The 12,858-nt window shown below is 54.1% G+C and carries 9 protein-coding genes; 8 read left to right on the forward strand and 1 reads right to left on the reverse strand.

From position 1 onward, the window contains the following. Window positions 1–105: 105 nt before the first annotated feature. A complete protein-coding gene (locus NFR19_RS07075) occupies window positions 106–816 on the reverse strand; it encodes a PT domain-containing protein (protein WP_251213091.1) in 711 nt (236 codons plus the stop codon). Between the two features lie 254 nt (window positions 817–1,070). On the opposite strand from NFR19_RS07075, the gene NFR19_RS07080 reads away from it, so the two are divergent. From NFR19_RS07080 to NFR19_RS07115, 8 genes are all read left to right on the forward strand, one after another. After that, a complete protein-coding gene (locus tag NFR19_RS07080) occupies window positions 1,071–1,361 on the forward strand; it encodes a DUF5324 family protein (RefSeq protein ID WP_251213092.1) in 291 nt (96 codons plus the stop codon). Between the two features lie 321 nt (window positions 1,362–1,682). After that, window positions 1,683–2,480: an arylamine N-acetyltransferase family protein gene (locus NFR19_RS07085; protein WP_251213093.1), complete on the forward strand. Its 798-nt coding sequence runs from the start codon at window positions 1,683–1,685 to the stop codon at window positions 2,478–2,480. A 251-nt stretch (window positions 2,481–2,731) separates the two neighbouring features. Then, a complete protein-coding gene (locus NFR19_RS07090; RefSeq protein WP_251213094.1) occupies window positions 2,732–3,730 on the forward strand; it encodes a hypothetical protein in 999 nt (332 codons plus the stop codon). Window positions 3,731–3,910: 180 nt separating this feature from the next. Continuing rightward, the gene (locus NFR19_RS07095) at window positions 3,911–4,681 is read left to right on the forward strand and encodes an ABC transporter permease (RefSeq protein ID WP_251213095.1); all 771 of its coding nucleotides are present in this window, start codon (window positions 3,911–3,913) and stop codon (window positions 4,679–4,681) included. A gap of 180 nt (window positions 4,682–4,861) precedes the next feature. Then, window positions 4,862–6,532, forward strand: coding sequence for an ATP-binding cassette domain-containing protein (locus tag NFR19_RS07100; RefSeq protein ID WP_251213096.1), 1,671 nt, complete (start codon window positions 4,862–4,864; stop codon window positions 6,530–6,532). Then, on the forward strand, window positions 6,532–8,883 hold the full coding sequence (locus NFR19_RS07105) for a polysaccharide pyruvyl transferase family protein (protein WP_349665524.1): 2,352 nt from the start codon (window positions 6,532–6,534) through the stop codon (window positions 8,881–8,883). Before NFR19_RS07100 ends, NFR19_RS07105 begins: the two co-directional genes overlap by 1 nt. Before the next feature lie 8 nt (window positions 8,884–8,891). Further along, on the forward strand, window positions 8,892–10,724 hold the full coding sequence (locus tag NFR19_RS07110; protein ID WP_251213098.1) for a DUF4422 domain-containing protein: 1,833 nt from the start codon (window positions 8,892–8,894) through the stop codon (window positions 10,722–10,724). Between the two features lie 19 nt (window positions 10,725–10,743). Continuing rightward, a complete protein-coding gene (locus tag NFR19_RS07115; RefSeq protein ID WP_251213099.1) occupies window positions 10,744–12,855 on the forward strand; it encodes an energy-coupling factor transporter transmembrane protein EcfT in 2,112 nt (703 codons plus the stop codon). Window positions 12,856–12,858: the final 3 nt, after the last annotated feature.

Consider the following 12,858-nt stretch of genomic DNA (forward strand, 5'->3'; position numbering starts at 1 on the left):
CGGCTCCTAATCGTCCAGCGCCTCTCTACGACTTCGCAAACAAAACGGGCCCAGAAGCATTGCGCTGCCGGGCCCGCATGGTCGCATGAGGTGACGCTGCTGACGCTACGCCATCGGCTGGTCGTTCGACGCAGGAGGCACCGCCGTAGATGCGGAGGTCGCACCGGGCTGGGCCGCAGGTTGCACGGGCGCTGAAGCAACGGGTTGGGCCGTCGGCTGAACGGCGGGCTGCGCCACCGGAGCCGCTGTCGCAGTCGGCGCTGCCGTTGGAGCGGCCGCCGTCGGAACGGAACCTGCCACCGGAGCCGCAGTCGGCACCGCCGCTACCGGAACCGCACCTGCCACCCCGGCAGAGAGCTTCTTGTCCTTGTTCGCGAACACAGCCACCACGATCATCAGCACCATGGTGATGATGCCGCCACCCAAGAACGAGAGCACCGCGCCCACGATGGCCCAGATGAATATGCTGCCAAGCTTCTCGGGGTTGTTGTATCCGCGCAGACCCATGATACCCGCGATCAAAATGACAACATGGCAGATCAAGATCCAGATAGAAATGCCACCGCCAACCGTGGACATCAGCATGGAAATCAGCGCCACGGCCTGTTCGTCGCTCATATCGTACTCATATTCCATGCCGTGCACGCTTCCCGACGCGTGGCCGCTCGCCACCATATCGGGTCCAAATTCGAGCAGCATGCTGCCCATCATGCTCGTTATCGCGAATGTGAGCACCGCCCCCAGAATGCCAAGTGCGGCCAGTATGATGGTCGCAATGCTGAGCCCCTTGATGGCATTGGCGTGGTTGGTTTGCATTCTACGCGCCTCCTTCGGCTGCTTTCGATATCGTTTCGATAGGCGAGAACTGCATGAGAGAACTGCACCAAGAATCGCATTATACATGTATGCCCCGCGCCAGCCCGCACATGCGGGAAAACAGGCCATTCACAGCATATGACACGCACGCCACCTTCGCACCACGATCAGGTGACAAGAGCCCGAACAGCCGCCTTGCCCCATCGCAGCTGAGTAGACTCCAAAGCATCGAAAACCCGAAGAAGGAGGGCATCATGGGTGTCATGGATTCTCTGAAGAGCGCCGCAGGCGACGCCAAAGAAGCACTGGAACATGCAGGCGAATCCGCCAAACCGTTCCTCGACAACGCGAAGGACGCCTTAGGCAATGCGGCCGAAACAGCGAAAGAGAAGGGCGGCGACGCCTTTGAAGCTGCCAAGGAAAAGGGCGCTGACGTGATGGCGGCCGCCAAAGAGAAGAGCGCCGACGTTGCCGAGAACGTGAAGAACACTGCCGAAAAGGTCACCAAGAAGGACTTGGACGGCGACGGTAAAGTGGGCGAATAGCCAACGTGGATACGGTGCCCCACCGGCCTCGACGAACGAAGCGGCGCTGTCATGGCATGATGAAGGAACCGCGTGCGCAGTGCTCGCGCTGAGCAGCGCGACAGGCAGTGCTTATCGAAACAAGAAGATCTCACGTCTTCAAGGAAAAAGTGGCAGGTGCATCTTGTAGAGGTGCATCTTGCCACTTTTTCCTTTACCCTTGCACCAGGCAAGTAACGCGGGAGCACAGCAACACGAAGCCGCAAAAACCTGCCAGCAGCCGATATCGATCCGGCTCGCTCGAGGTTCGGCACTCCCGCTCAGGGCAAGGAAAGGCACATCATGTTGAGCACCGATCAGGCACAGGCATATCTAGAGCGCTTGGGATTCGACCACGCCCCCACCGTCAGTAAGGAAGGGCTTGATGCGCTGGTGCGGGCGCACCAGATGCACATCCCTTTCGAGACCGTTCGCCTGCACCGCACGGGACAAACGCCCAGCATGAACCTTGACGATATCTTCGATCTGGTGATCTCCCAACATCAAGGCGGCTATTGCTTCGAGCTGAACAAGCTGTTCGAGTACCTGCTGCGCGCGCTGGGCTTCGATGCGCGCCCCATCTTCTGCCGTTCGGTGCGCGGACGCGAGACGCGCATGCCCCTCAACCACCGCGGTATCCTGGTCAGCCTTCCGCAAGGCGATTTTTTCGCTGATGTCGGGTTCGGTGGCCCCATGCCCGCGGGCGCATTGAAGCTTGAATTCGGCACACAGCAGATCATCGATGGCAATGCCTTCTTCGCCGAGCCCATCGACGATGATTGGTGGGCTCTTGAGCGCATCACGCGCGCCGGTGCCGATCTGCACGATGACGAGCGGCCCTCGCAGCGCCAGACCGAATTGGAATTCTGCACGGCCACCGCCGAAGAGCAGGATTTCGACATGCTGAACCAGGTGTTCAGCGCCCCGGGCACCCTCTTCCGTGACCACGAGCTGGCGAATTTGCGCACGTCGAACGGTCATATCGCCTTCCGCGATGACGTGCTGACCTTGCGCGCGAATGGGAAGAAGCACACCGCCGAGCTTGAAGATCCGCAAGCCGTGTCCGCCGCGCTCAAAGAGCATTTCGGCATAACGTACTAGCCTTTGCTGCTCTCTGAGCGGGCACACTGAAGCGACTGCTTGAACTACTTGCGCATTGCTGCCCGCATGCACTGGCAAGGTTCGCCGTTCACCGGCACACCGAACGGCTACCTGCGCGTTACGGCCTTATTGCATCTGCGATACCCGCGGCTTCCTTTGCTTGTTCCGCGCTACTATCCGGTATGGCGTGACGAAGGCCAAGTCTCACACTGACCAACGCCACGATGACCAAGCCGATCGGAAGGCATGCGATGAACGCAGCGAAAACGAAGCAGAAAAAAGGTGCAGCATGGGTGATCGGCATCATCGCGTGTAGCGTGCTCGGCGTGATGTTGGTGGCGTTTCTGGCAATCAACGCGCTCGTGCGCATTTCCTACAACCAGTTCTACAACAGCGCCGAACCGCAATTCCCTATTCCTGGGCTTGACGAGGGCTTCATCCCGCAAGACCTTGACTACCTTGATGTTGCCGATGTGTGGCTGTTCAGTGGATATGCAGCGTCTGGCCCCTCGCCGATCTATGTGCGCACCGCCGATGGTTCGACCAAACGCATTTTCGTCAAGATGCTCGACGGCGTGCCGTATGACGGACACGGATCCGGCATCACGTCGGATGATACCCGCATATTCCTGACGCGCGAGGGCGGCATGCTGGTGCTCAACGTTGCCGATGTGTTGGCGGCGACCGATGGCGATGCCGTACAGGCGGTGACCGATCGCGATCTGGATTTCTCGCCTGCGTTCATGAACATTGAGGATAACACGCTCTATCTGGGCAATTTCTTCCGTCCGGGAAATTATGAAACGCCCGAGAACCATCGCATCGAGGCGCCCGACGGAACGGTGAACCCTGCTGTGATGTACGCCTATCCGCTGGATGCGGACGCGCCGCTCGGGTTCGCCGAGGCGCCCGAGCGCGTGTACTCCATCACCGACCAGATACAGGGGATGTGCGAGTCGCCATCGGGCGAGATCGTGCTGTCGCAATCCTACGGGCTGGCTACGTCGCATCTGCTAGCCTACGATATGGAAGCCCTGCTGCCCGTGGGAACGTTTGTGGCCGATGGGGTGGAAGTGCCGCTGTACAGCCTGAATTCGACCAACTTCACGCGCGAGTTGACCACGCCGCCCATGAGCGAAGGGATCGAATTCCACGACGGACGCATCTGGGTGTCCTACGAATCTGCGTCGGATAAGTATTTCTTCGGCAAGCTTTACGGCGCGGGCCAGGTGTATACGCTGACGCTGTAGGGCGGTGCGGGCGGCCGCCGAGCATCACACAGCGACACGGTCTCCGGGAGAGATCGCGCCAACCCCCTTTGCGCTCATCCATGCTCCACCGATACGGTGAAGATCGGGCTGCCCTGCTATACTGTTATCTCACGAGAACAACCATGATCTGCAAGCGAAGGAGCGCTCGTTAGCGGCCGGATGAACAAAGCTCAGTTGCGTCGAAATTGGTTCACCATCACTTCCATGGTGTCTCGCGATTTCAAGCTGAAGTACCGCCGCAGTGTGCTGGGGGTGCTCTGGTCAGTGCTGAATCCGCTGCTGATGATGTGCGTACTCACGGCTGTTTTCAGTACATTCTTTAAGTTCGACATCGAGAACTACCCACTGTACCTAATTCTCGGCAACACCTTGTTCGCATTCATGGCAGACTCCACGTCCACTGCCATGGGCTCTATCATTGATTCTGCGCCGCTCATCAAGAAGATCCGTATCGACAAGATCATCTTCCCCATCGAAAAAGTACTGTTCCAACTGGTGAATTTCGCCATTTCACTAGTGGCTGTGGTCATCGTGATGGTGTTTTTCCAGATAACGCCCACGTGGAATTGGCTGCTGCTACCGGTGCTGCTCGTGTATGTAACGCTGTTCAGCGCCGGACTGGGGTTCTTGCTAGCGTCGCTCGCTGTATTCTTTCGCGACATGAAGCACCTCTGGAGCGTCGTCATTACTGCCTGGACATATGCGACTCCGCTTTTTTATCCTGAGAACATTCTTCCCGCCTGGATGGCAGCAGCCGAAGCATACAACCCCATGTACCAGTACGTGACCTATTACCGCGATATCGCGCTTTGGAACATTACGCCCGACCTTTCGATGAACTTGACCTGCCTGGTCATGGCACTCGCCACATTCGCGGTAGGGCTGTTCGTGTTTAAGAAGACGGAACGCAAGTTCATCTTGTACGTATAGCGGAGGCGCATGGCAGACAAAGCGAACATAACGCCCATCGGGAATGTGGAAGCATTCGACGCGGCTGACACACGGCCAGACATGGTGCGCGTGGAGCACGTGTCGATGGTGTTCAACATGGCCAGTGAGCAGCTGAACAATCTGAAAGAATACGCTATCGCATTCGCGCGACGCGAGCTGATGTTCAAGGAGTTCCGCGCCCTGGACAATGTGTCGCTCGAGGTGAAAAAGGGTGACGTGTTCGGCATCATGGGCACAAACGGCTCGGGCAAGTCCACGCTGCTAAAGATCATCGCCGGTGTGCTGGAGCCCACCGAGGGCACCGTGCAGATCAACGGTAACATCGCGCCGCTGATCGAGCTAGGCGCCGGATTCGACATGGACCTGACCGCGCGCGAGAACATCTTCCTGAATGGCGCGCTGCTGGGTTATTCCAAGAAGTTCATCGCGCAGCACTTCGACGAGATCGTGGATTTTGCCGAGATACGGCAGTTCTTGGACATGCCGCTCAAAAACTACTCGTCGGGCATGGTGGCGCGCATCGCGTTCGCCATCGCCACAGTGATCGTGCCGGATATCCTGATCGTGGACGAGGTGCTGTCGGTTGGCGACTTCATGTTCCAGCAAAAGTGCGAGCGCCGCATCCAAAGCCTGATCAAAGAGCATGACGTGACCGTGCTGATCGTGTCGCACAGCAACGACCAGATCAGACGCCTGTGCAACAAGGCCATCTGGATCGAAAAGGGCCACACCCGCATGATCGGCAGCGCCAAAGAGGTATGCCGCGTATACGGGCTGATCGGCGGCCATACCGGCAGCCTTGAAGCGGAAGAGAAGGTGCTGAAACTCTTAGAAGCGCCCGAACCGATCCATACGGAGAGAGATGCGATCCGAACATTCGCGGGAGTTGATCGTTATGACACTGCCGCGCAGCTTTTCAACGCAGCTGCAGACAGCATCAAAACAAATGCGATCGTCATAGCACCTGGTGAAGAAATTGTTTCCTGCATGATCGGGAACAGCCTTGCAGGAGCCTTGCGATCCGGTCTTTTGCTAACGAAATGGGAAGCACTTCCCGAACTCACTGAAAAGCTGATCAAGAACGCGAATCCTGAAACCATATTCCTTCTGGGAGATGACATCCGCATCTCCCAGAACGTCGAAGATCAGATTCGCCAACTCAGCAACGCGCGCATCGAAAGGCTTGATGCGTCCTCGCCTCACGAGCTGGCCAAAGCAGCCTATCGAGCAGCTTTGGATGCGGGGGCGTCGTGGGGAGACACAGCCGTCGTCGCCCATCCGCGCTGCACTGGCGACATGATCTCCCTCATGCCCTATCGGTATAAACATCAATGTCCCCTGTTCTTCAACGAAACAGATGGCGTTATTGACGAGGAAACCTTGATTTTCCTTTCACAAGGAGGCTTTGCCCGTGTGGTAATCCAAGGACCTGACCGTCGATTGCCTGAAAGTGCCTTCATAGAAGCAAAATCACGTGGCGTTGAGACGGTGCGGATATACGGAAATGATCCTTACGATGGAAGCCTTGCAGTTAACCGTTGGATAGAAGACGCTGAAGAAACTCTGCCTGCAGAATTGATCCTTGTTTCTGACAGCGACCCTTCAGATGCTTTAACAGCAGGGGTTTTCGCGGGAAGTCGCAACGCATGCATTGTTATCGTAGACTCAGCTAATCTCGATAGCATGATGGGTGTATTAAATATGCTCTCGAAAAATCCTGGCACTATCAAAGATGTCATCTTTCTTGGAAACGAGATGAAATTCTCAAAGCGCGATAAAATGCTCATAGAGAAAGCATTGCGGCTCACCCATGAAAGGATGCAGCAGTAATGATTTCTGTACTCCATTTAGATAATCTGTTTTGCACCGGTTGCACTGCATGCGCAATGGTATGCCCCACACACGCCATCAGCATGGTTCCAGATTGTATTGGCAGTCTAATCTCAAAAATAGACCAGCAGGAATGCATCGATTGCGGAAAATGCCGTATGGCGTGCCCTCTTTTACAAGAAACCGGAAATGTCTCAGAGAATGGTCCTGTTCTCTATGCGGCTCAGGGGGATGATTCCGTACGCGCGGTGAGCACTTCAGGCGGCGTTTTTACAGCTGTAGCCAATGAGACGCTACGAAAGGGTGGCGTTGTATATGCCGTGGTTTTCGATAAGGATTTCCGAGCTATATACCAGCGATTTGAAGATGAAGCTGATTTGATGCCTGCACGTGGATCCAAATACGTGCAGACGCAACCAGGAGATATCTTTGCACAAGTGAAACAGGACCTGAAACAAGGGATAGAGGTTTGTTTCGTCGGTATCCCCTGTCAGGTTGCAGGCTTAGTGGGCTTTTTGGGAACCAGACCAGCAAATCTACTCACGGTGGACATGTTATGTGATTTTGCGCCGTCGCCCGCTGTGTTGCAACGTTACTTAGAAGATGCCTGCGATAAGCCAAATCTTTCTGAGGTGCGATTTCGTACTAAGGATTTCGGCTGGGTGGCCGATGTCTGTCGACTCACATACAAGGACGGAAGCGTACAGTTCAGACGTGATAGCAATGACTCATTTCAGCAAGGTTTTCATGCCAAGCTATTCATGCCCAAAGCTTGCGAGCATTGCCATTTCTCAGGGTATCCGAAACAAGGCGATATCACTATGGGCGATTTCTGGTACATAGACGAGCACGATCCTTCCCTTGATGATGGTGCGGGTACCAGCGTGCTGCTCGTGAACAGCGAAAAGGGCGATGAGGTGTTCCGAGCCATCCGCAATGCTTTGCCCGTGTGCGAGGAAGAGCCGCTGCGCTTGCTCGATCGCAACCGACCGCTGAAAGCGGAGCCTGCACCAGAACGCGACCGATTCTATGAGTTGCTGGCCAAGTACCCCTTCGACAAAGCGGTGGATTGGTCGCTCAACCACCGGTATGACGTGGGCGTGCTGGGGGTCTGGAGTGAAGATAACTACGGGTCGGAGATAACCTATCTGGCTCTTTACAAGCATTTGAAGTCGCTCGGGCTGGAAGTCCTCATGATCGAGCGGCCCGCTGATTCTGATTGGCGCCCAAGCGATCGACCGGTGCTTTTCAAGGAGAACCCTTACGACCCTTACGATCTATCTCCTTTGTTTGAATCAACGGCGCAGATGCATCAGCTGAACGAGCAATGCCGGTCCTTCGTGCTGGGGTCTGATCAGATGTGGCATGACGAGCTGTTCTACCCGTTCTCGCAGTTCGGCTATCTGGACTATATCCATAAGGACCGCAACAAGATCTCGTACGCAACATCGTTCGGAAAGGCCACTTGGGACGGATCAGACGAGCAGCGCCAGCTGCTCCGGTATTACCTGAAGCGCTTCGATGCCGTCTCTGTGCGCGAGTCGAGCGGCATCGAAATATGCCAGAACGTATTCGACGTGGATGCGCATTGGGCCATTGATCCGGTCTTCATCTGCGACCGCGAAGTCTATACGACCCTCGCTTCTCCGGCAGACGGCAGCAATTATATCGGCTGCTATATCTTGGATGTGAACGAGGATAAGCAGAGGGCATTGAACTACCTGTCTCAACGAACAGGACTGGACCTCAAGATCATCACTGACGCACGTACCCCGAACAAGGCGATATGGAACCTGCCAGTCATGTTCGATGCTTCGGCAGAGGACTGGCTCAGCATGTTCATACATGCAAAATACGTGGTCACCGATTCTTTCCATGGCATGTGCTTCGCGTTGATGTTCCATAAACCGTTCATTGCCATCGTCAACAGCGCCCGCGGCGCCACGCGCTTCCGTGACTACGTTGAGATGCTCTCACTGGAGGCGTGCTTGGTGCCTGACGCGCGCTCGATCACGGAGCAGCACATGTCGTTCCCCCTGCTCGACTGGGAAGCTATCGAACACGCCTTGCAGATACGCATCGATGCTGGGCAGCAATGGCTGCAACAAGCACTTGCAACGCCCACCGATCGCGAACTCTCCACATTCGATATTGTGGGAGATCGCATCGCAAAACTCTATCCACTGAAAGCGCAGGTGCGCGATAATGCCGGTATGATCGCCCATCATGAGAATGTCTTTCGCGATGCCTTCGGTCAGATAGAGGAACTGAAAGATCAAATGCGATCCGTCAACCGCATAATGGACAAGCTGCGCAGGATCAAACATCTTTTCAAGAAAAACAACGGATAAGGACGAAGATGACGAACCTGAAAGTCTTCATAACCCATTCGCCTAACAGTGACAATTATCTGATCGAGCGCCCTTATGTGACGAATGTGACCGCAGGTGCCTGTTTTCAGGATGAGCCTGCATGCGCGTCTATGCAGCCTGATAACGTTGGCGACAACATCTCCGAGCGCAACCCGAGTTTCTGCGAGCTGACCACGCTCTATTGGGCATGGAAGAACGTGCAGGCGGACTACTATAGCTTCTGTCACTATCGGCGCCTGCTCTCGTTCGCCCCGCACAGCCTTAAGAACACGCTTGAGCGTGACTGGGGCGTTTATACCATGAACTGCCTCACAGAGCGGAACCTGCAAGAGATAGGATGGGGTGACGCGCATCCTGAGCTTGATGTAGCCGATTACGATTTCATGATCGGCGAACACATCAAAACCCAAGACCTGCAGGCATCGAACGTGCGCGATCACTGGCGCAATGCCGATGCTCTCTACGAAAAGGATCTTGATCTGTTTCTGGAGATCATCGCAGAAAAATACCCGGACTTAGCCAAGATCGCACGCGACTATGTTGCGGGCGACGATTTCTATCCGTGTAACATGTTCGTAGCACGCAAAGAGCTCTTCGATGAATACTGCACCAAACTGTTCGATGTGCTCTTTGAATTCGAGCATCGCGCGGACTTTTCGCACTATTCCATCGAGGCAACACGCGTTACCGGCCATCTGGCAGAGCGCTTTACCGGCATCTTTTATCGTTTGCTGCAAACACGCCACCAATTGCGTCTCCGTGAGCTGGAAGTGGTGCGCTTCGAGAAAACGGCACCGCTGGTACAGCTTGCTCCAACATCCGAAGATGCCAAAGGCGTGGTTTTCGCCGCGAATAACGCATACGCACCATATCTTGGCACCTGCCTAAAATCGCTCTGCGAAAACCTTGATCCTCAGATGCCCTGCGATATCGCCATATTTAATACAGATTTCTCAGCCGACAGTAAAGCGCGGTTCTGCGAGATTGCTGCCCCGTATCCTTGTATCAACGTGCGCTTCGTGGACGTCACACCATGGGTCGATGGCTATAGCCCGAAAGTTGAAGGTATCATCGATCACGTTTCCGTAGAAACGTTCTACCGCTTCTTGATCCTTGAAGTGATGGCTGCCTATGATCAGGTCCTCTATCTTGATAGCGACATGATCATCGACCATGACATCTTTCCCTTGCTCACAACGGCGCTCAATAACGACCTCATTGGGGCGGTGATAGACGCCGATTATCTAGCACAGTTGAACAATTTCGACATGATTGACGGCGATTCCAAAGAATCATCGCGACGCATTTATTCAGAAGGGGTTTTGGGTCTTGCAGATCCGTTCAGCTATTTTCAGGCTGGCGTCTTACTGCTGAACATACAGGCACTCCGCGAAGTCATATCCCTTGAAGACCTCATGCGCATGGCCTCTTCTGATCAGTACATATATATGGATCAGGATATTCTCAATGTAGTCTGTCAGGGCCGCGTGCAATTCTTAGACATGCGCTGGAACGTTATGATGGATCACCATAACGGCGAAGGCCGCGGTAATCTGATAAAGCGCTTCACACCGGCCGAGATATCCAAGGGGTATTTCGAGTCTCGGAAAGACCCCTTCATCATTCACTATGCTGGCTCAGAAAAACCGTGGGTGAATCCTGAATGCGACTATGCGGCAGTGTTCTGGCGCTATGCTCGCACGACATCGTTCTACGAGATAATCATCAATCGGATGGCAAAACGTAAGCCAACTGTCGCGCCTCATAGATCGTTTGCGAGCAGGGTTAAGGGACGCATCCGAAGAACGCTGCGGAAATAGTTGAGGAAGCGAGTAGATCGTGAGTGATTGGATAGCTTTTTCAGGAGCCTTGACGCTCTTTCTCCTGTTGGTGATTTTACCTGGGTATCTAATCGCACGCTCCATCGGTGCAACCAGGTACCTCTCGGCCGTAGCAGCCGCTCCCATAAGCTGCACCGTTTTCTCACTCTGCGGAATCGTGCTCTTTCGCCTTGGATTTCCAGGGCATATCCCCTTACTTGCATGCACGTTCGGCCTGGCGATCCTTGCCATGATTGGCGCCCTCGTTCTGAATGCCCTTAAGAGACGCCCTGCCCGAGAAGCCTTCCTTCCCCGGCATTTCACATCGCAACATCTGGATTGGCGATTTGCGATTCTCTATGTTGGGGTAGGCATGGCCGTAATTGCTATTCTATTCCTTAATTACATTGGCGATCCTACAAATGTCAATCAGATGGATGACAATGTCACCCATCTCACCACCATTGCCGATATGGTCAATGTAGGAAACTATTCCATGGTAGATTCTTCCTCGTATGTGGGAATAGTGCCCGACAACCAGATCATCAATCCTTCGCGCTCATACTATCCGGAAGGATTCCATATTCTCGTCTCCCTCTTAATCTCGCTGACGGGGCTGCCTATCGGTATAGCTGAAAATGCCGTGATTTATGGCTTCGTGGCCATACTCTATCCCTTAGGATTCTCGCTGTTCATGCAGCTCGCATTCCCAGCAAATCGAACCGTAGTGATGTTCGGCGCCTTCCTGACCTGCGCTTGTGTCATGTTTCCAACGCGGTGCCTTGTGGTTAATGGCTTCTACCCATTTACCACAGGTATGGCCCTGGTTCCCATAGCTCTTTCTCTTGGCGTTCTTTCATGCGCGATTCATCTTTCACGAGAAGCGCGATTGCGCTGGTTTGTCCTGGCATTGCTTGTATTCGCTGGCGTTGCGTGCATACATCCCAGCGCATTCCTTGCAGCATTGGCTATGCTGGTTCCGTTCATCGTTTTAAAACTCGTTCCCTTTTTGGCAAAGCGCTCCGATACCAGCGCGCCCTTACCTCGAAGGCGCCTGATCGTGTACCAGCTGCTCGCTCTGACTGGAATCGCGATCATCTGGCTGATTCTCTATAAACTACCTTTTCTCTCAAGTCTTGTTAGCTTCGAGTGGGATTACCATGTCTCCCTGCGAACCGCTCTCCTGTACCTGGCTACTATGGCCCTGCGTCTACAAATCCCTGCAATACTGCTCGCCATTCTTGTATTCACTGGCTTTGTACGGGCCGCCTGCAGCAAGCAAACTCTCTGGCTTTCCGCTTCATTCGCTTTCATCGCTTTCTTGTACATCACAACCATTGCAGGCAGCGGAACGGTGAAGCATGTGGCTGGGGGTTTCTGGTATACCGATCCTGAGCGTCTCTCTGCTATGGTAGCAATCGTAGCAGTGCCATTAACCGCCTGCGCGTTTGCTCTCATATACGAAATTGTGAAGAAAGCGCTTCGCTCTCTCGTCCCTGCGAAAGAACATATTGGATCAAAACCTCTTGCCTTCCTAGTTGCAGCCTGTTTGCTCTGCGGCTTCTGTATCCTTGATTTTGCTCCCGTCTATAACACGTACGGTAAGCAACAAGACACACCGTTCGGAGTTACCACGTATCAAATATCCATGTTTTTCAATGGAGGAAACGACTATCTCGTATATAGCCCTGAAGAAGAAGCTTTCGTGAAAAAGGTGAAAGAAATCATTCCCGAAAATTCCACCGTACTCAATTTTCCCGCTGATGGCTCAATCCTTGCAGGACCTTTGAATGGATTGAACGTGTATTATCGTACCTATAACGTCGGAACTAATGACAACAACGATAATAGCTCTGTCATCCGAAAGAGCGATAGCCCTCTCACCACGAACCCGACTACAACAAAGGCCCTTGATGAAACGGGTCTCGAGTACATCCTTCTCCTTGATAACGAAACGTTAGACGAGGTTGATGACCTGGATAGCACCGTATTCGGGGATCTGAATAAATTCACTCCACGACAGTGGCTCGGCCTTCTTCAGATCACCGACGATACGCCTGGCTTGGAACTCGTTCTCTCGGAAGGCGATATGCGCCTTTACAAAATAGAGAACGCAACAACGGAAGAGTAGATT

The sequence above is a fragment of the Adlercreutzia murintestinalis genome, from assembly GCF_943192905.1.
Classification (GTDB): Bacteria; Actinomycetota; Coriobacteriia; order Coriobacteriales; family Eggerthellaceae; genus Adlercreutzia_A; species Adlercreutzia_A murintestinalis.